Annotated in this window: 16 protein-coding genes; 1 reads left to right on the top strand and 15 read right to left on the bottom strand. The window is 62.5% G+C overall.

Going from position 1 to position 19,037, the window contains the following annotated elements:
- Positions 1–18: 18 nt before the first annotated feature.
- From AC07OX_RS15435 to AC07OX_RS15375, 13 genes are all read right to left on the bottom strand, one after another.
- Positions 19–1,530, bottom strand: a complete 1,512-nt coding sequence (locus tag AC07OX_RS15435) for a tripartite tricarboxylate transporter permease (protein ID WP_070060062.1) — start codon at positions 1,528–1,530, stop codon at positions 19–21.
- A gap of 33 nt (positions 1,531–1,563) precedes the next feature.
- Positions 1,564–2,052 (bottom strand): tripartite tricarboxylate transporter TctB family protein, encoded by a 489-nt coding sequence (locus tag AC07OX_RS15430; RefSeq protein ID WP_062481184.1) that lies wholly within the window; start codon positions 2,050–2,052, stop codon positions 1,564–1,566.
- Between the two features lie 138 nt (positions 2,053–2,190).
- A complete protein-coding gene (locus tag AC07OX_RS15425; protein ID WP_495261972.1) occupies positions 2,191–3,564 on the bottom strand; it encodes a sensor histidine kinase in 1,374 nt (457 codons plus the stop codon).
- The gene (locus AC07OX_RS15420) at positions 3,561–4,244 is read right to left on the bottom strand and encodes a response regulator transcription factor (RefSeq protein WP_495262001.1); all 684 of its coding nucleotides are present in this window, start codon (positions 4,242–4,244) and stop codon (positions 3,561–3,563) included. The genes AC07OX_RS15425 and AC07OX_RS15420 overlap by 4 nt, the downstream gene beginning before the upstream one ends.
- Positions 4,245–4,539: 295 nt before the next feature.
- Positions 4,540–5,136 (bottom strand): YitT family protein, encoded by a 597-nt coding sequence (locus AC07OX_RS15415; RefSeq protein ID WP_495261971.1) that lies wholly within the window; start codon positions 5,134–5,136, stop codon positions 4,540–4,542.
- A 238-nt stretch (positions 5,137–5,374) separates the two neighbouring features.
- Entirely contained in the window at positions 5,375–6,328 is a 954-nt protein-coding gene (locus tag AC07OX_RS15410; protein WP_495261970.1) for a branched-chain amino acid transaminase, read from the bottom strand.
- A gap of 188 nt (positions 6,329–6,516) precedes the next feature.
- The gene (locus AC07OX_RS15405; protein ID WP_495261969.1) at positions 6,517–6,882 is read right to left on the bottom strand and encodes a LysR family transcriptional regulator; all 366 of its coding nucleotides are present in this window, start codon (positions 6,880–6,882) and stop codon (positions 6,517–6,519) included.
- Positions 6,883–7,100: 218 nt separating this feature from the next.
- On the bottom strand, positions 7,101–8,315 hold the full coding sequence (locus AC07OX_RS15400) for a porin (protein WP_492744881.1): 1,215 nt from the start codon (positions 8,313–8,315) through the stop codon (positions 7,101–7,103).
- A gap of 304 nt (positions 8,316–8,619) precedes the next feature.
- The gene (locus AC07OX_RS15395) at positions 8,620–9,648 is read right to left on the bottom strand and encodes an AraC family transcriptional regulator (protein ID WP_495261968.1); all 1,029 of its coding nucleotides are present in this window, start codon (positions 9,646–9,648) and stop codon (positions 8,620–8,622) included.
- Positions 9,649–9,819: 171 nt separating this feature from the next.
- Positions 9,820–10,827: an alpha/beta fold hydrolase gene (locus AC07OX_RS15390; RefSeq protein WP_495261967.1), complete on the bottom strand. Its 1,008-nt coding sequence runs from the start codon at positions 10,825–10,827 to the stop codon at positions 9,820–9,822.
- Positions 10,828–10,961: 134 nt separating this feature from the next.
- Entirely contained in the window at positions 10,962–12,377 is a 1,416-nt protein-coding gene (locus AC07OX_RS15385) for a dipeptidase (RefSeq protein ID WP_495263287.1), read from the bottom strand.
- Between the two features lie 4 nt (positions 12,378–12,381).
- Entirely contained in the window at positions 12,382–14,067 is a 1,686-nt protein-coding gene (locus tag AC07OX_RS15380) for a carboxylesterase/lipase family protein (RefSeq protein ID WP_492744889.1), read from the bottom strand.
- Between the two features lie 32 nt (positions 14,068–14,099).
- Positions 14,100–15,086 (bottom strand): tripartite tricarboxylate transporter substrate binding protein, encoded by a 987-nt coding sequence (locus AC07OX_RS15375; RefSeq protein ID WP_492744891.1) that lies wholly within the window; start codon positions 15,084–15,086, stop codon positions 14,100–14,102.
- A gap of 122 nt (positions 15,087–15,208) precedes the next feature.
- On the opposite strand from AC07OX_RS15375, the gene AC07OX_RS15370 reads away from it, so the two are divergent.
- On the top strand, positions 15,209–16,135 hold the full coding sequence (locus AC07OX_RS15370; protein WP_492744893.1) for a LysR family transcriptional regulator: 927 nt from the start codon (positions 15,209–15,211) through the stop codon (positions 16,133–16,135).
- Positions 16,136–16,697: 562 nt separating this feature from the next.
- Here AC07OX_RS15370 and AC07OX_RS15365 read toward each other — a convergent pair.
- Both AC07OX_RS15365 and AC07OX_RS15360 read right to left on the bottom strand, forming a co-directional pair.
- Positions 16,698–17,501 carry a hypothetical protein gene (locus tag AC07OX_RS15365; RefSeq protein ID WP_495261965.1) on the bottom strand — a complete coding sequence of 268 codons (804 nt, stop codon included), beginning with the start codon at positions 17,499–17,501 and terminating at the stop codon, positions 16,698–16,700.
- Positions 17,502–17,667: 166 nt separating this feature from the next.
- Positions 17,668–18,918, bottom strand: coding sequence for a hypothetical protein (locus AC07OX_RS15360; protein WP_495261964.1), 1,251 nt, complete (start codon positions 18,916–18,918; stop codon positions 17,668–17,670).
- Between the last annotated feature and the right edge of the window lie 119 nt (positions 18,919–19,037).

Raw genomic sequence — 19,037 nt, 5'->3', positions numbered from 1 at the left:
CGCCGCGCCACCGCCGCGTCACTCCTCGACGAAGGCTTCTTCGCGCTTGGCCTTCACCGAAGGCAGCAGCACCACGATGAGCAGCAGCGCCGCGGCGGCCAGCAGCCCCGCCGACAGCGGACGCATGACGAACACGCTCCAGTCGCCGCGCGACAGCAGCAGCGCGCGGCGCAGGTTCTCTTCCATCATCGGCCCGAGGATGAAGCCCAGCAGCAGCGGCGCGGGCTCGCACTTGAGCTTGAGGAACAGGTAGCCCACGATGCCGAAGATCGCCACCATCCACACGTCGAAGGTGTTGTTGTTCTCGGAGTACACGCCCACCGCGCAGAACAGCACGATCGACGGAAAGAGCCACTTGTAGGGAATGGTCAGCAGTTTGATCCAGATGCCGATCATCGGCAGGTTCAGCACGATGAGCATCAGGTTGCCGATCCACATCGAGGCGATCAGGCCCCAGAAGAGTTCGGGGTTGCTGGTCATCACCTGCGGGCCCGGCTGGATGTTGTGGATCGTCATGGCACCGACCATCAGCGCCATCACGGCGTTGGGCGGAATGCCCAGCGTCAGCAGCGGAATGAACGACGTTTGCGCACCGGCGTTGTTGGCCGACTCCGGCCCCGCCACGCCGCGGATGTTGCCCTTGCCGAAGGGCACCTCGCCCTGCTTGAGCTTGATGCGCTTCTCGATCGTGTAGGCCGCGAAGGCCGACAGCAGCGCGCCGCCGCCCGGCAGGATGCCCAGGGCAGAACCCAGCGCGGTGCCGCGCAGCACGGCGGGCGTCATGCGTCGGAAGTCTTCCTTGGTGGGCCACAGGCCCTTGACCTTGGCGGTGAACACCTCGCGCTCATGCTCGGGCACGGCCAGGTTGGCGATGATCTCGCCGTAGCCGAACACGCCCATCGCGATCGCGATGAAGCCGATGCCGTCGGTGAGTTCAGGGATGTCGAAGCTGTAGCGCGCCACGCCCGAGTTCACGTCGGTGCCCACGAGGCCCAGCGCCAGTCCGAGCAGGATCATCGTGATCGCCTTGAGCAGCGAACCCGAGGCCAGCACCACGGCGCCGATCAGGCCCAGGATCATCAGCGAGAAGTATTCGGCGGGGCCGAACTTGAAGGCCAGCTCGGTCAGCGGCGGTGCGAAGGCGGCAAGAATGAGCGTGCCGACGCAGCCTGCGAAGAACGAGCCCAGGCCCGCCGCGGCGAGCGCCGGCCCGGCCCTCCCCTTGCGCGCCATCTGGTAACCGTCGATCACGGTCACCACCGACGACGATTCACCCGGCAGGTTGACCAGAATGGCGGTGGTCGAGCCGCCGTATTGCGCGCCGTAATAGATGCCGGCCAGCATGATCAGCGCCGACACGGGTGGCAGCGCGTAGGTGGCGGGCAGCAGCATCGCGATGGTGGCCACGGGGCCAATGCCCGGAAGCACGCCGATCAGCGTGCCCAGCAGGCAGCCGACGAAGGCATAGACAAGGTTCTGCGCGGTGAAGGCCACGCCGAAGCCGATCGAGAGGTTGGTAATCAGGTCCATTGTTCTCTTGGATTTCTTGTTGTTCTGCGCGGGTCAGCCGGCGATGAAGGTGGGCCACACCTGGAACTGCAGCTTCAGCGCCACCACGAAGGCCAGGTAGCTGCCGAGCGCGAGCACGGTCGCCAGAAGGGTCACGCCCTTCCAGCCGAAGCTGTCGCCCGCCAGGCTCGCGATGAAGGTCAGCGCATAGATCGCGACGATGAGTCCCATCGACGGCAAGCCGATGCTCGGCAGCCCGCCGAGCAGCACGCCGAACACCAGGTTGGCGCCGATGATGAACAGCAGCGGCTTCCATGCAATGCGGCCCACCGGTTCGCCGTCGGCGGTCTCGACCGTGAGGGCCTTGAACGTGATCAGCACGCCCATGCACGCGATGAGGATGCCCACGATGAGCGGAAAGTAGCCGGGGCCCATGCGGGCGCCGGTGCCCACGTTGTAGGTCGTGGCGCCCCATGCGAAGGCCACGCCGAAGGCGCTGAAAAGCACGCCCGAGCAGAAGTCTCTCTGACTCTTGATTCTCACCGTTGATGTCTCCTGGAACTGCGTTGATCGGCACAGGATGTGCGTCAGCGATCCTAGGAATTCAGCGCCGCGGTGTGTATGAACAAAGCATTGCCATTCGGCAATGTTCGAGGCGCGACGAGGCGAAGAAGGCGCCGCTCAGGCGTCCGCCGTCGGCAGGTCGATGCAGGCGCGCAGGCCCGGGCGGGCATCGCCGAACTGCAGGCGACCGCCGTGCAGAGCCACCACCGCCTGCACGCTCGCGAGCCCCAGGCCGTGGCCCGGCGTGCTGTGGTCCAGCCGATGGAAGCGCACGCCCAGGCGCTCGTACTCCGTGCTCGGAATGCCGGGGCCGTCGTCCTGCACGAACAGCTGCGCACGCCCGTCGACCGTGTGCGTGCCGATGCGCACGGTGGCGCCGGCCCCGCCGTACTTCAGCGCGTTGTCGAGCAGGTTGGCCGCCGCGCCCGCGAGCAGGTCGCGGTCACCGAGCGCGATGGCGCGGTCGGCAGGCTCGCGCAGCAGCGCGATGCCCCGCACCTCGGCCACCGCCTCGTACAACTCCGCCACGTCGTCGGCGATGACGTGCAGCGCCACCGGCGCGAACTGCTGGCGCCGCGCGCCGGCCTCGACCTCGGCGATCTGCAGCAGCTTCTCGAACATCACGGCCAGCTCCTCGAGCTCGCGGATGGCGGTGGCCACGGGCTCGCGCTGTGGATGGCCGGCCTCGCCGAGCCCCGCCTCCACCGCACGCAGGCGCACCAGCACGCGCGTGAGCGGCGTGCGCAGGTCGTGCGCGATGGTGTTGGACACATGGCGCACGCCGTCCATCAGCGACTGGATGCGGTCGAGCATCGCGTTGATGTCGCCTTCCAGCAGCGCGAACTCGTCCTCCTGGCCCGAGGGCGCCACGCGCTCCTGCAGCTCGCCCGCCGCGATGCGCGCGGCCGTGCGCCGCACCGCGCCCACGCTGCGCTCCAGCTCCTGGCGGAAGACGAAGGTGCCGCCGATGAGCAGCAGCACCGCCACGATGCCCGCCGCCGCGCTGGCGCTCGCCACCAATGATTCGATCGACTCCTGGTCGCGCAGGTCGTGCCCCACCACGAGCATGCCGCCGTCGGGCAGCGGGCGCATCACGAGGTAGGCGATGACGGTCTGGCCCGCGCGCACCACGCGGCGGTGCACGCCGTCGCCCGCATCGGGCGCCAGCGAGGGCATCTGGTCGAGGTTGCCCGCGCGCTTGTTTCCCTCGCGGTCGGTGAGCAGGTAGATCTCGTTGTCGGAGTTGCGGCCGTCGGAGAGCGCATGGGCGATCTCGCCCGCCACGCCCTCGGCGCCGCGCGCTTCGTAACGCACCACCAGCTGCTGCACGCTGGCGGCCACCTGCCGCACCATGCGCTGCTGCAGCACGCCGACGGTCTGCATGTAGACGATGGCCAGCGCGGCCAGCATCGTGATGGCCACGAGCAGCCCGTAGTAGAAGGCGAGCCGGAAGCCGACCGAGCGCCACAGCTGGCGCAGGGCCCGGGTCATTGCGGCGCGGCCAGCGTGTAGCCCACGCCGCGCACGGTGTGGATCAGCGTCGGCGCGCCGCCCGCATCGAGCTTGCCGCGCAGGCGGCTCACCTGCACGTCGATCACGTTGGTCTGCGGATCGAACTGGTAGTCCCACACGGCCTCGAGCAGCATGGTGCGCGTGACCACCTGCCCCGGATGCATCATGAGATAGGCCAGCAGCCTGAACTCGCGCGGCTGCAGCGCGATGGGCCGGCCGCCGCGCTCCACATGGCGGCGCGCCAGGTCGAGCGTGAGGTCGGCCAGCTGCAGCGTGCGGATCTCGGGCCCGCTGCGCGAGCGCCGCACCAGCGCCTCGGCGCGCGCCGCGAGTTCGGAAAAGGTGAAGGGCTTGGCCAGGTAGTCATCGCCGCCGGCCTTGAGCCCGCGCACGCGCTCGTCGAGCGCGCTCAATGCGCTGAGCACCAGCACCGGCGTCTTCTTGCCGAGGGCGCGCATCGTGGTGAGGATCGACAGGCCGTCCACGTCGTTGGGCAGCATGCGGTCGAGGATGACGAGGTCCCACGTCTCGCCCGTCGCGCGCGCGAACGCATCCGCGCCATCGCGGCTGATCACCGCCACATGGCCGAGCGAACGGAAGCCTTCGGCGATGTAGCGCGCGTTGTCGGCATCGTCCTCGACGATGAGGCAGTTCCAGATGACGGTGGGGCCGAGCACGTCAGTCGGTGCGGCCACGGCAAGAAATACCCATGGATGGCGGTGCGGTTGTGCTCACGTTGCGCCCCCTGGGATGCGGGGGCCTGCAACGCAAATGCTAGCCCAGGTGGAAGCGGGAAAGGCCTGCGCTTCATTACCGTTTGTCCATGAAGGCTTTTTCCCGCCATGAATGCCCAAGACAGCGTGCCTGCGAGAGGCCACGCATTGCATCTTGAAATCCAGGTCTTCCGGAGTGATTGAAGCGGCAGGCGTTCTCCCCTTGAAAACAGGAGCGCATTCACAAGGTCATGTAGCGCCCGGGCTTGTGATTGAGCATGACCATCAGATTCAGAACGACCGCACCCACCACCGACCACAGCACGTGGACCGGGTCGATCACCATGAATGCTGTCAGCAAGACGGCACAGTCGACGGCCATCAGTATATGGCCGGCCCGCCAGCCACGCCGGTTCTGCAGGTACACGGCCAGCACACTGAACCCACCCACACTGGCCGCATGCCGGAAAAGCGCCAGCAGTCCCATGCCGACAAGCACACCGCCAGCCAGGCTGGCAAAGGCAGGATGCACCGACTGGAGGCCATACATCTGTCGTGCATTGGCTGTGAGCACCGAGATGAGCCCAACTGCTGCCAAGGTCTTGATCGCGAACACTTTTCCCAGCCGGGCAAACGCGAGCAAGTAGAAGGGCAGGTTCATCAAGAAGAACGACTTCCCTATCTCCCAGCCGAAGGCATAGTGAGCGAGAAAGACCACCCCAGAAATGCCGCTGGTGAGCAGGCTTGCACTGCTCAGCAAGGACAGCCCCAGCGATATGAGCAGTGCACCGACCCCCAGGGCGACCAAGTCCTCGAAGGTCGAGTGCGGCTGCGCCATGCGCCCTACCGCCATACGGCTGCAAACGCTCTCGGCAAGACGCTGGAAAGGGCACCGACTGCATGAGTGTCGCGTCCACCCCAAGAGACCGGTCGTGCGGCGAAGATCAACGTCCTGCTCCCTTGCCGTGATCCGGCATGTTCGAAGATGCGATGCGGTGGTGGTGCCGAGGCCGACGCATTTCGGTGTCATGCGGATGTGACACGCATGCGCTCATGCCATCGGCGACGGCAGGGAATCAGACCTTCGTGAGCCAGTGGGCGTACTTGGGGTTCTTGCCGTTCACGATGTCGAAGAAGGCCGACTGGATCTTCTCGGTGACCGGGCCGCGCGCGCCGCCGTCGCCCCGGTTGCCGATCTCGATGCGGTCGAGTTCGCGGATGGGCGTCACTTCGGCGGCCGTGCCGGTGAAGAAGGCTTCGTCGGCCACGTACACCTCGTCGCGCGTGATGCGCTTTTGCACCAGCTCGATCCCCAGGTCCTTGCAGATGTGCAGGATGGTGTTGCGCGTGATGCCGTTCAGGGCGCCGGCCGACAGGTCGGGCGTGTAGACCACGCCGCCCTTGACCACGAACACGTTCTCGCCCGCGCCTTCGGACACGAAACCGCTCGCGTCGAGCAGCAGTGCTTCGTCGTAGCCGTCGTCCAGCGCTTCCATGTTGGCGAGGATCGAGTTGGTGTAGTTGCTCACCGTCTTGGCCTGCGTCATCGTGATGTTGACGTGGTGGCGGGTGTAGCTGGAGGTCTTCACGCGGATGCCGCGGCGCATGCCCTCTTCGCCGAGGTAGGCGCCCCAGGACCAGGCCGCGACCATGGCGTGGATCTTGTTGCCCTTGGGGCTCACGCCCAGCTTCTCGGAGCCGATCCAGATGAGGGGGCGCAGGTAGCAGCTTTCGAGCTTGTTCTCGCGCACGACCTGCTTCTGGGCTTCGTTCAGCTGTTCCTGCGAGAACGGGATCTTCATGCGCAGGATCTTGGCGCTGTTGAACAGGCGCTCGGTGTGCTCGGCCAGGCGGAAGATGGCGGTGGCGCCGTCGGCCGTCTTGTAGGCGCGCACGCCCTCGAAGGCGCCGCAGCCGTAGTGCAGCGTGTGGCTCAGCACGTGGATCTTGGCGTCGCGCCAGTCCACGAGTTCGCCGTCCATCCAGATCTTGCCGTCACGGTCTGCCAACACAGGGGAAATCGGTTTCATTTGTTCCTCAAAGAAGTACGGGTATTGAGTGCTTGATGCAATGTGGAGTGAGTCCGCTGAGCGCTTCGCCAAGCCCGCTCCGGAAGTCGGCGGTTCGCCGTGGGAAGGGCGGCGTACAAAGCAGTGAGTACGACGTAGATGGATGCTATGAACCGCCCAACCATCCGTCCAATGCATTGTTCTTGTAATCACCATAGACCCTGCGCATGCAACGAAACACGCTCCTCTTCCGAATCGCCGCGGCTGCATCCCTGCCCCGGCCCGCCGGGCCCGGGTGTGTCTTCTTCGATATTGCCGACATCGCGGACGGTTTCATGGATGCGGGACAGGATCTCAACGCAACGCGCGTTCAAGGCCAGGCCGCGCCGGGTCAGTCGAACTTTGCGCGTCGTGCGCTGAAGCAATGGACTCTCCAGAAACGCTTCGAGCCGGGCAATGCTCCTGCTCACACTCGACTTGTGGACCTTCAAGGCATCGGCTGCCAGGGAGAAGCTGGCCAGAGAAGCGACGCAGGCAAAAACGCGCAGGTCGTTGAGATCAAGTGCGGTCTCCATGGCCTGTCCTTTGGGGATGTGTTCCTGCATTGGGACTTGGCCTCCAACCATCAACGTCGTTCCAGCGGTAGCCCGAGATTCCGCTGACGCACAGCAAGAACGCATGCGACGGATGCCGCAGCGGTGCGCCTCGCGTCGAGTGAGACGAGAGAAGCGTTCATCTTTCGATGGATGGCCCTCCCGTCTTCCACTTCGAAGCTGACTCAGATCGATGCGCGTCAGAAAGCGTGACGGATGCCGACGTCGTAGCCGGTCGAAGTCTTGGGTGTGAACGCCGGATTGCTGCTGAAGCCCGGCCCACCGACGCTCGGATTCGCACCGTTCTTGTCGCTGACGCGAGCGATCGTTGCGTACAACGCCGTGCGCTTCGACAGGTTGTGCACGTAGCCCAGCGCCAGCTTGGTGGCCTTCTGATCGGCTGGGCTCACGACGAACGGATTGAATGGCAAGTTGCGGTCGAACCTGACGTGCGACCAGGCGGCACGGACAAGACCGGCGCCGACCGGCACGGTCACGCCCAGCAGATACCCGGTCAGATCGATGTCAGGGCGGGCACCTGCCAACGGTGTGACTTCATAGTCGATCTTGTTCCTGGCCTTCGACAGCTCACCGAACAGCTTGACGGGACCGAAGTCATATGAAGCGCCGACATTCAGCGTATTGACCTTGGTCGTCGTGCCCGCATAGAAGTCGTCACCGATCGTGCTGCTGCCATAAGAAAGCGCCACATCCAACGGGCCGTTGCCGTAGCCGAAGCGGCCACCGACGTAGCGGCCAGCGCGCGCATTATTGGTGCCTGCAGGCGTGAAGCGGCCGGCGTCGTACTTGACCTGCTCGCTGAAGCCGTACATCACCTGACCGTAGAACCCACCCAGGTTCGGCGGGAGGAAGTAGCCGATCGTGTTGCTGGCTCGGGTCGTGTTGTTGCCCGTCACGTTCGTGATGCCGGGCACGGGCGCGGCGGCCGGTCCATTGAATGCCCCGAACGAATTGTTGGCGACGAAGATCAGGTTGGTACCCACGCCGTTGGTTCCAAACGGGTCGAACACCGTGTCGTTCCAGAAAGTGGGGGTGTAGTCACGACCCAGACGGATTTCACCGAATCCGCCCGAAAGGCTCACCGTCGAGCGTCGAGCGAAAGTCGACACGCCCTGCTGCCCATCGTCGTTGGTGATCGGAGCTTCGAGCCAGAAGCTGGCGGCCCATCCGTTACCCAGGTCTTCCGTTCCACGGAAGCCCAGCCTGCTGGCGTTGTAGGCAGAGTTGCGAAGAACCGTTTGCTTGGTCGTGATGCTCTGCCCCAGTACGTTTGTGGCCTTGTTGGAAAAACCACTGACAGAGGCATCCACCACACCGAACAGAGTGACGGACGATTGAGCCGATGCGGCACTTGCAAGGGCCAGAGCGGCCAAAGCAACGAGGGATTTTTTCATTGAATTTTCTCCAAGGTTAAACAAGCGGGTTCGATCGGCATTCGGTGACCAACACCACGTGCTCCTATCGCACCGCAACCTCCGTTCAGGAAGTTGTCGCTATTCCATCGGACTCATCCAAAAGAGAAGCAGCAGGTCATGCAAACTTCCACATCAACCATGCAACTTCGTCCCGCAGAGTTGTTTCTCTTGTTGCCGCGTCACTACAAACTCCAAAGACACGCATCGCCGATGGATTCGTTCGCTCTGGCGCACTTCCATGCAGAAATCTCCTCCCAATGAAACGCCCCTTGCGTCCTCGATCTCATCGCGAGTCGATCCGCGACCTCTGCCGCATCTTGCTTGGCGTTGTTCGATACCAGTGCTTGAACTTGCGACTGAAATTTGTAGGGTCCCCATATCCAAGCTGTGACGCAATGGCTTCAATTGACAGCTCGGTATGCTGCAAGTACCAGGCGGCATGCGTCCTGCGCAAGTCTTCCTTGATGTCGGAGTAGGTCACGCCAGCATCTGCAAGCCTTCGAGCCAGCGTGCGCTTCGTGACGCCAATGTTCACCGCCAGATCATTGACATCCGGATTGAAGATCAACTGCTCCAGAAGTGCTTGGTGAACACGCTGCACGAAGGTGCCATGCGAACGTTCCAATGCCAGTTTCCTGCAAGCCTGCAGGGCCACCAGAAAGGCACCGGCGTTGGCGGAGGGACAGGGTGATTGGAGCAATCCAACCGGCAGGTGGAACGTCAGGCACGGATACCCGAACTCGATCACTCGCACATGATTCGAAACCGGGAGGTCACGACTCGCTGGACGCGGGTACGGCAGACCCACGACAAGCTCGTGCGCAGGCCTGCCCAGGATCGCCTCCAACAAACGGCAGTACGCACCAACGATCGAGTGGACAACGAAGAGATGTGTGTCGCACAAGGGTCGAATCGACCTTGCCTTGAGCGTGCTCCATCCTTGAGCACTCTCAAGCCCGAACTCGAATCCCCCGAAGATCAGTCTTCCGTATTGACCAAGGAGTTCAAGGCTCTGACCGAGGTTCTCGGACGTCACCGCCGCGATGCCAACCTGGGTGTGATAGGGCTGGATCATGCCTCCGGCGATCAAGCCCAGCGCCGGCTCTCCGCTGCAATGGATGGCGTGGATGACGAGCTGGCGAAACACGGAAAAATCCACCATGTGCTCGCCATCGCGCAGATCCTGCCAGGCCAGGCCCGCACGGAGAAGCACGGCGCCAGGGCGCACACCCAGACTGTTCAGACAGTCCAGGATGCCTCGGATGTAGACCGGATGGGCAAATGGGATGGCAACTTCTTTCCCGCTGTTCATGGCCTCGGCTGTTTGATTGCACGCTCTGCCCTTTGACGATTCAACGCGCTCGATGCAACAGGAAACTGATCCATCTGCGTCGCCCGAAGCATTGCGCTCTCGCGGAGGGTGTTGTCAACCCGGCGTCGAACCTCCGCTTTCCGAACGGGATGATCCGAGCCGGTTGATGCCTCACCGACGCGCCAAGCGGGCGATCGACTCGGCCAGTTCCTTGGGCCTGGAAAGAAATGGCGAATGGCTGGCGTCCAGCGTTTCAACGACTGTCTTGTTGTCGGGGGTGAACTTGTCGAGGGCGGCCATGATCTGATCCGCCAACCCTGGAGGGATGATCTTGTCCTTCATGCACTTGATGAAGGAGCGCGGAATGCTTCCCCAGTTCGAGGCCGTCAAGACCGTCTTCCCGTTCTGGGGCCCTCTCGAATCGTCAGGTACCAGCATGTTGGCCCACGCAAGAAAGTCTTCATCGGACACATCGCCACAGTACGCATTCTTGACGGCAGACCGCACCGCCGGGTCCGGCGTATTCAGGTCGAACCGCCCGGCTCCTATGTCTGCCGTCGGGCGGACGCTGCCATTCTTTCCTTGGGCGACATAGGACTCGGCGAAGGCGCTCTTGCTGGACAGACACTCTCCAACCGATTCGCCGGACGCCGGAATCACAGCGGAAACGTAGATCAGATTGCGGATCTTCGAGGCACGGCTTTCACCAACCGCGTTCAGCGTAATGCCTCCCAGGCTGTGTCCGACGAGAACCAGTGGTTCATTGGTACTCGCGTACAAGCGATCGACGATGCCTCCGGCGTACTGCGCATAGTCCGCCAGAGTCAACGAGGCGACGGGCGACAGCTCGGCGCTGTATGCGCTGGGGTCGAATGGCCTGGCATAGGAAGACACCGGGAATCGACCGTTGAGGCCACAGCCCGGGAGATCGATGGCCAACACCTTGAAGCCGGCTTCGACAAGAAAGGGCGTCACTCTCGACCAGCAAAAGGCACCGTGCAAGGAGCCGTGTATCAGCACAATGGTCGGCAACGGGGCCAGACGTCCGTTGCCCGACGAAATGGCGTCCTGTTGTCCACCACCTCCGCAAGCGGCCAGGCTGAGCGAAGCAAGGCTGCCTGCCAACGAGCCGGCAAGAAAGCCTCGCTTGGAGATCGTTTTCGTTTCGTGTGATGTCATGAGATTCCCTCTGGGTCCTTCGGATGTCTTGAGCCAATGAACGCGACGAGGCCACCGCGACGCACCTGCGGGTGCCGCGGGCATGCCTCATCTGGGAGTGCAACGTCTTTTCTTGCAGACGCTGCGTGACCGTACTAGCGGGAGTGGAACGAAGCCGGCGAGTGGGTGCCCAGCTCGCCAAGCAGCAGCGCCCATGCCTTGGCGCCATCACGCATGGACTTCAGCCTGAAAAACTCATTGGGTGCGTGCACGTCTTCGTCCGGAAGGTTGTAGCCGAACATCAGGGTGTCGATGCCCAGCACTTCCTTGAAGAGTGAAGTCACAGGCACCGTCGCCCCCAGCCGTACGTGAATGGCCTGGCGTCCGGTCTCGCGTTGGAGCACCGCTTCGGCAGCACGCACCAGAGGGTGTTCGGGCGGAATGGTCGATGCCGGAGATCCCTCGCTCAGCTTGACCACATCGAGATGACACCCCGCAGGACAGTGCGCCTGCAAGTGTCGAAGCACCGCCTGGATGACTTCATTCGCGTCTTGCCCTTCCACCACGCGCGCCGTCATCTTGGCTGAGGCTTCGCAGGGAATGATGGTCTTGAGGCCGCTGCCGGTGTAGCCACCCCACAGGCCGTTGACGTCCAGCGACGGGCGCAAGGTCACGCGCTCGCGTGCCGAATAGTTCGGCTCTCCATGCGCAACGCCCTGGACGTCTGAAAAGTAGGCGGCCTCGTCGTACGGAAACGCGGCGGTATCGGTGCGCTGCCTGGCGCCAGGTGGAACCGCCTGATCGTAGAAACCGTCGACAGCGACCGCACCATCCACCTCATGGAGCGAAGCAGTGAGCCGTGCCATCTCGTGCACCGCATTGCGCACAGCCCCCCCATAGCGTCCGGAGTGAAGGTCCTTGCTTGCCGTGCGCAAGCGCACTTCAAGCTGTGCGACCCCGCGCGCACCGGTGTTGATCGTCGGAACACTTGGGCTCGCGCGGCCACCGTCTGCCGAAATCACCGCATCCGCCCTCAACAGTTCTCGATGGCGATGGGCAAGCATACGCAAGCTGGGACTGCCTGTCTCCTCTTCGCCCTCGAGGAACACCTTGATGTTCACGGGGCAACTTCCCTGCACGGAAAGAAAGGAGGCGATCACCTCGAGCGCGATGGTCGTCGAGCCTTTGACGTCCGAGGTGCCCCGCCCATAGATCCGGCCGTCCACGACGGTCGGTTCGAAGGGCGGTGTCGCCCACAGTTCGATGGGATCGGCCGGTTGCACATCGTAGTGACCATAGATCATCAGTGTCGGTTTGCCTGGTGCGCGATTCCACTCACCATAGACCGCGGGTTCGCCGCCGCCTTCCAGCAACTGCACGTTGTCGAGCCCGATCTGGTTCAACCGATCGATGAGGAAGCGACGCGCCTCGTGCATCCCTTGCCCGAACGACGGATCGGCACTCACGCTCGGGATGCGAAGAAACGACTTGAGCCAATCGAGGATCGCGGGATGGCGGAACTCGAGGTCGTCGAGGACGTCTTGATGGGTCATTGTGTTGTCGGATTTCATGGCTTCAATACAACGGAGGGAAAACATCCGCCCCCCACAGCGTGTCGCATTTGTGCGTGTGCTCGAACACGTTGCTCGATGTCTGGATGACCGGGTAGGTGAAGTTGATCAATGCGCGGTCCGAAGGACCCATGAAGCGCGGCCAGCGTGTCGGGACATTGCGACCATCGCCATTGGGGTCGCCGTTCTTCGCGAAGTTGAGCAGGTACGCGATCATCTGCGCCGACAGCGCCTTGCGCTGTGCGGTGGTGGTCGCGTCGGGTGTTGCCTTGCCTGGATCGAAGTACGGGTATGCGCCCAGAGAATCCACCGTGTCGGTGAAATAGAAACTGTCCATGCCGTGGAAGGAACCGAAGTAGAAGCCCTTCGGACTCGATGGAAACGACAGCTGCGGATCAGCCATTTCCCAGCCGTACACCGGCACCCAGGCCGCGAGCGCATCGCGCCTTGAACTGTTGCCGCAGGCATACATTGCGTCGCCGCTTGCGCGTGCAACCCCCTGCGCGGGGACGGCGTAGTTGCCGATCGGATAGGCGGCCTCGATGGCGGTGGTGTCGTAGCCTGCAGGTGCCAGCCCGCGCAGGTACAGCGCGTAGTAGTCGGCACTCAGCTTGGGGTCGACGAAGAGCGTCCCTTCGTCGTACACCCCGCCGATCATCACTGGAACCTGATTGAAGTTGCCTGTCGCAAAGGCCCGTGCCGGCACCTGCGTGATGATCTGCGCGTCCACCGTGGGCCGCCACTTCAGGCCGCCTTGAGCCAGCGGTGCCGAAGCGGGCAACCCCCGCAGACAAGCGACCACATCGGCCGCGGCGCCGCATCCCATGTTCTTCACAGCGACATCACCCACGGCAAGCGACGTGTCCATGCTCGGGTTGGAAAACTCCGCGGCGCCGCCGCTTTGCATCACCGCCCGCTGGAACAAGCCCTTGGCCTTCGGAGATTGCAGCAGCGAGAAGCTCTGCGTCGCGCCCGCCGAGGTGCCCCAGAGCGTCACGTTCCCGGCATCGCCCCCGAAGGCCGCGATGTTCTTTTGCACCCAGCCCAATGCGGCCAGCTGATCCATCACGGCGAAGTTGCCGAGGCTGCCGTCCTTGTTGGCCGTGCGCAGCGCCTTGTTCGCAAGATAGCCGAGTGCACCGAGTCGGTAATTGATGCCGACGACGATCACGCCGCGGCTCGCCAGTGGGCTGGGCCCCATCTCGCCGGACCCCAGCGTGAATGCGCCCCCGTGGATATAGAAGATCACCGGCAGCTTGTCGCCGGGTTTCGTACCTGCTGGCTTCCATACGTTGAGGTAGAGGCAATCTTCCGATGACGACGACGCAAAAGAAGTCCCTTGAAGACAGGCGCTTCCAAATGCAGTGGCCTGCAGGGTCGTTGCGTGCGCGGAGGGCGGCTGCGGGGGTGCCCAACGCAAGGCGCCGACAGGCGGCTGCGCGTAGGGGATGCCAAGGAAGGACACCATGCCCGCGCTCGCGACACCTGCCACCTGGCCTTCGGTGGTGGCCGCGATCGTGTCGCTCACTGCAGGTGGTGCGCTGCCGGCAACCGGTGTCGCCGGAGCGCCCCCCGTCGACGGCGGCAGGGCGATGCCCCCGGCAGTGCCCGGGTTGCCTCCGCCGCCACCGCAAGCAGACAGCGTCACTGCAAGGACCATCGCCAGGCAGCTCTTTCGTGTTGTCTTCATGATTGCTCCTTCTTTCCTTGAGTGAGCAGGGTTCATTGCCGCTCGTAGCCCACGGTCTTGATCAACTCGCGATAGCGGTCGACCTCGGATGCGTAGAACTTCTCTCCTGCTTCGACGCTCATCGGCTCGAAGATGGATTTGGCTTGCAACTCAAGTTGCGCACGTGCATGCGGATCTTTGAGGGAAGCAGCAATGGCGGAATTCAGCCGTTCGACAATCGGCTTGGGCGTTCCCTTCTTCACCATGTACGAGGTCCAGATGGTGAAGTTGAAGTCCTTCATGAACTTGCTGTCTGCGGCGGACTGCGCGGCATTGAACGGCGGGGGGAGACTCTTGCCTGCGGAGAGCGCTCCGATGACTCTCAAGCGTCCCTGCTTTTGATAGTCCATGTAGAACGACTGGTACGGCAGGAAGGCAAAGTCGAACTGCCCGCCCATGAGGTCCTGAACGAGCGTGGCGCCGCTCTTGTACGGTACGTGGGTCAGCGGTGCACCCGTGCGCTTGGTGAACAGCTCTCCCAGCAGGTGATAGAGAGTGCCGGTGCCGGGCGTTCCGTAGGAAAGTGGCGTGTCCCTGCGTGATCGCGCGAGCTCGACCAGTTCGTCGAGTGTGCGGGCGGGGAGCGAGCCATTGACGACGATGACCAACGGCGACACGGCCACCGGAGCGACCCACTGGAAGTCTTCCGACTTGTAGCGTGTGCTCTTGTTCACCAGGCTCGCGAGGATGAGTTCGTTCGGCGAGCCCTGGAAGATGTAATGACCGTCGGCAGGCGCAGCCAGCACCTTGCTTGCGGCGATCGCACCGCTCGCACCGGGCATGTTCTCCACGATCACCTGACCGCCCAACTGCTTGGCGATCAGGTCGTTCAACGTGCGAGCGGTGAAGTCGCTCGCCGCACCGGCTGCGTAGGGGACCATCATCGAGACCACCCGCGAGGGGTATTTTTCCTCCGCCACTGCAAGCACGCTGACGCCGAGCAGCGCGAGCACCGATAGCCATTGACCGAGACGCTTCATGAGGTAGTTCCTTGGTGGTATGTGGGGCGAGTGATGAATGCTAGGAATCCGCTTCAAATCAGTCCAATGCATTGTTTTTCTCGTTACCATGAGCAGATTGCATTCTTGTGACGCGCGTCGCCATGAACCTCCAGCAGATCGACCATCTCTTGGCACTGGCCGAAACCGGCTCTTTCAGTCGCGCATCCGAGAAGGTGCACCTGAGCCAACCCGCGCTCAGCCGCAGCATCCGGATGCTCGAGGAGGAGCTCGGCATGCAACTTGTCGATCGCATCGGCAAGCGCAACGAACTCACGCCCTTCGGCGAAATGGTCCTGGTGCGTGCGAAGAAGATTTCAATGGAAGCGCACGAGCTGAAGCGTTCCGCAACATTGCTGAACGAAGGGCTCAGCGGTTCGGTGAAACTTGGACTTGGCGGGGCGCCCAGCGCACTCTTTTCTGCACCGCTCTTGACCCATATGCTGCGCAACTTTCCCCAAGTCGGACTGCACCTGAGCAGTGGCGGCGCAGACCATCAACTCGCAGCATTGCGCTCACGCGCTGTGGATGCGGTGGTGCTGACGTACCGCGCCGTCTTGCCGCGCGAAGATTTGCGCATCGATGTACTGCCCATGATGCGCTCGGGCTTTGTATGCCGCCGTCAGCATCCGCTCGCCCGCCAACGTGAGCAGCCCCTGGCGTTCAAGGACCTCACTCGATACCCGATGATCTCGACAGGAGTGAGCGATGACGTGACGCGCCTGCTTGTCGAGCGTCATGGAAGCCAGGCCAATCCGCAGAGATGGCTGCATGTTTCTTCCGACGAGATTGGCGCGCTGATAGAGGCCGTACGCAATAGCGACGCCATCTTCCTCGGTGTGCTTGCCGCCACGCGCGCGCTTCTACAAACCGGGGAGTTGGTCGAGCTGCATCTTCATCCCCTCACGCAGCTCAATGCCCAATTCACCTTCATCACACTGGAAGGTCGAACCGAAGCACCGCCACTTCAGTTGGTCCGCTCGTTCTGCGCCGACCTTGCGCGCGCCGAAGCGGAGCTCAACGGCAAATAGCGATCCGCGAACGGGCGCGGTGGAGCCAGCAAAGTTCGCTGGGGAACGGCGGGCTGCCGAGCGCCGCTGTTCTTTGCCAACAATGTCTGAGACAAGATCATCGATGGGACGTCCAGGGCGAGGGTTGCTTGTCGGCATCATGAAGTCTGAGACAACCGAGGGAAGCAGCTCGGAGGGGCCAGGAAGGTAGGCAATAAAGTCTGAGCCCTGTCGCTGTTTGAGTAGACCCCAGTTCGCCGTGCGATCTACTCTCGCCCGCTTGGGGTTCCAAGATTGCCAGCGAACAGCTAGGAAGCGCTGTGGCCCATCAGCGGCTTGATCATCTCCACGGCCCAATGTTCCGGACGATCAGGCCCACCGCGCAGAGACCCGTTCGGCAGTGATGAGATGCGGCGCCCGGCATCGCTCCCCCCACTGGCGCTTGAAATCTGGATGCGGCTTGATTTCTGAAGGAGGGTAGCGAAGGAGGTCGGCGAGGAGATCGCCCGCCGCAGCACAGAGGAGCAAGAAATACCGATGACACGTGCTCGATCGCCTCCTTCTTGTGCGGCAGTACGCCTACCTATCGAGGTTTGGGCCAGGTGTGCTCCGCAGAGAATTTCCATCGCCCCATTTCCCCCACCGGCGGCGTCAGAAACGAAGCCCTCATCGTGTAGCAATACTCTTGCGGACTCGGTGCATCAGGTGAACTGATCCGACGGTTCATCCAGGCATTAACGCGGCGAATGAACCTGCGAACACTCGCTGCGCTTGGACTCGGGTTGCTTGTGGGCGCCAGAGCCTCGTCTACGTCACGATAGACGTAAAGCATCGCGAAGGCCAAGACGAGCGATATCAACGCTATGCATGCGTGAACCATGGCCTGCATGGCGTTCATCCCGTCCCAGCCCACTATCCAGCCATACACGCCCGTGGGAAAAATGACGCCTGCTGCGATGACCAACGATTTGACAATGCTCCAGAAGAGAAATCGAAAGGACGGGCCAATGAAGATCGGCGCTGAAGCACAACCATGCAGCCCACTGAGCACCCAACTTGCGAGCTGCGGAAAGACCACCAGTGCCACAACGCCGCCGTATACGACGAAGGCGCTTCCAAGATCCAGCGTGCTCTTGAGTAGCTTGAGGAGTACATTGCCGGCCGCACCGCGAAAGCTGCCAGCCGCATCGATGGCGCCCACGCTAGTGGCCCACCAGGCGATCAAGAGCGTGACCGTCACGGTCAACGAAAACAGGTACCAAACAATGCGAAGGTCTGAGGAATAGCGACCCGCGAGCTTCCGTCCTGCATACCCAATGATGAAAACAGCACAGCCCAGAAGTAAGGGGATACCGACGTAGAGCGAGAGATCGTTGACAAAAGACATGACTGTAGCTTTGACGGCAGCGCGTCTAGGTTGGTTTCAGGGCAGAGGATGACAAGCTAGGATTCAGTTCGGGCCGCCGGCAATGCCGTCAGCGCCACGCCTCCGGGTGCCTTAACCGGCCATCCTTCGGCCTGAATGATGACGGGCGCGATGCACCCTGACTTGGTCAACGAAGATGATCACTCCGGCGGGCGCCTCTCCTGGAAACCGGCACGCTATTAGACACAAGCTCACGAAGAAGCTCGACGCCGTCATCTGCGTCCGTCATTGCCGCACCAAAGAAGGTGGAGTAGCGACCCATCGGGCTGGCAAGAAATTTCGCTTGGCCAATTACCGCAAGGCCACTATCCACGCACACCCCGCACCATCCGCTTGACCGTGGGCGCGGACTGACCTTCACCTTTCCTAGAAGCGCTCGTAGCTCAGCGTCGCCAGCAACAGCAGTGATGTCCTCCGCATGCATGTGAACTTCGGCGGCTACTCCGCGACTGGTGGCTCTACCGACTGCCAACAGCAAATCGCGGCTGACAATCCCTGCAACGTCGGGGATCACGAGTAAGAGACGCTTTGACGCGGAGCCGACCGCATACAACTGAAGTAGATCAAGCTCAGCCGCCCCCAACCAATGCGACTTGGCGATAAGGCGCTTTATATGTCCGGTGAACTCAGACCAGGCCGTCTTACGGTCGTCGCCATCTGCTTGCAGCCAAGCGTATGCGGCGGTCAGTGCCAACCGGAGCGTGTCCGCGCTTGGATTGCCCTGACCCCGAAACTTCGACCGCTGAGCTGATAGCTCGTGGCGAACAGTTTGCTCCTGGCGGGCGATTTTCTTTCTTAGACTCTGAAGCGCCGCGTGTGCACCCAGCTCTCTTGCCAGATTGAGATCAGCAGTTCCTCCAACAGAAATTATCGGAGCACTATGTGCACCTCTTCGAAGCATCAGCAGTGCTGGTTGAAACAATGTGCTGGCTCGAAGAACGCGCCCTAGCCTTGATACCTCAAGGGACCTGTAGTGCATGTTGCTGCTTGCGGCGAGAGCGGCCTTGACCTGAGGCAGATCCAGATCGTTTGCACGTGGTGGCTTTGCTGGAACCGCTGGCAGTGCCAGCGTGCCACCCTGCAGTCGTCGGCGAGGCAAGAGATCAACTCCAACTATGAGAGTCCGTCGTGTCACCCCGTTGATCACGCAAGAAATCTCTTTGACCACTCGCGCCCGAGGCCCATCGGCAAGGATCGCAGTGCTCCCCTTTTCGGTTAGCCTCACCCTATAAATTGCCCCCTCCACAGACACAAAGCCATCGCGCTCGAGATCTTGAATTTCGCGAATAACTTGTTCCCGCGCCAGGCCAAGATACGGCGCGATCTCCTCCGGCCGGTCAAACCCCACAGTGGTCGATCTCAGGATGTACTCAGCCACCACAGAAAGGCGCCTTCGCTCCACACAAACAGCAGTCACTCGAACTGAGAAATGGGGAACTGCGACCGGTAGGGTGGCCAGAGGTACCTCATCGCCTTCTTTAAGATGCGCGGCAGTTA

The sequence above is a fragment of the Variovorax sp. GW821-FHT09D07 genome, assembly GCF_059416345.1.
This window is presented reverse-complemented; position numbering and strand designations above follow the sequence as displayed.

Bases quoted from the DNA above. Each gene is read 5' to 3' on its own strand.
- AC07OX_RS15435 (WP_070060062.1), bottom strand. From the start codon at position 1,530: ATGGACCTGATTACCAACCTCTCGATCGGCTTCGGCGTGGCCTTCACC.
- AC07OX_RS15425 (WP_495261972.1), bottom strand. From the start codon at position 3,564: ATGACCCGGGCCCTGCGCCAGCTGTGGCGCTCGGTCGGCTTCCGGCTC.
- AC07OX_RS15415 (WP_495261971.1), bottom strand. From the start codon at position 5,136: ATGGCGCAGCCGCACTCGACCTTCGAGGACTTGGTCGCCCTGGGGGTC.
- AC07OX_RS15410 (WP_495261970.1), bottom strand. From the start codon at position 6,328: ATGAAACCGATTTCCCCTGTGTTGGCAGACCGTGACGGCAAGATCTGG.
- AC07OX_RS15405 (WP_495261969.1), bottom strand. From the start codon at position 6,882: ATGGAGACCGCACTTGATCTCAACGACCTGCGCGTTTTTGCCTGCGTC.
- AC07OX_RS15400 (WP_492744881.1), bottom strand. From the start codon at position 8,315: ATGAAAAAATCCCTCGTTGCTTTGGCCGCTCTGGCCCTTGCAAGTGCC.
- AC07OX_RS15395 (WP_495261968.1), bottom strand. From the start codon at position 9,648: ATGAACAGCGGGAAAGAAGTTGCCATCCCATTTGCCCATCCGGTCTAC.
- AC07OX_RS15390 (WP_495261967.1), bottom strand. From the start codon at position 10,827: ATGACATCACACGAAACGAAAACGATCTCCAAGCGAGGCTTTCTTGCC.
- AC07OX_RS15385 (WP_495263287.1), bottom strand. From the start codon at position 12,377: ATGAAATCCGACAACACAATGACCCATCAAGACGTCCTCGACGACCTC.
- AC07OX_RS15380 (WP_492744889.1), bottom strand. From the start codon at position 14,067: ATGAAGACAACACGAAAGAGCTGCCTGGCGATGGTCCTTGCAGTGACG.
- AC07OX_RS15375 (WP_492744891.1), bottom strand. From the start codon at position 15,086: ATGAAGCGTCTCGGTCAATGGCTATCGGTGCTCGCGCTGCTCGGCGTC.
- AC07OX_RS15370 (WP_492744893.1), top strand. From the start codon at position 15,209: ATGAACCTCCAGCAGATCGACCATCTCTTGGCACTGGCCGAAACCGGC.
- AC07OX_RS15365 (WP_495261965.1), bottom strand. From the start codon at position 17,501: ATGTCTTTTGTCAACGATCTCTCGCTCTACGTCGGTATCCCCTTACTT.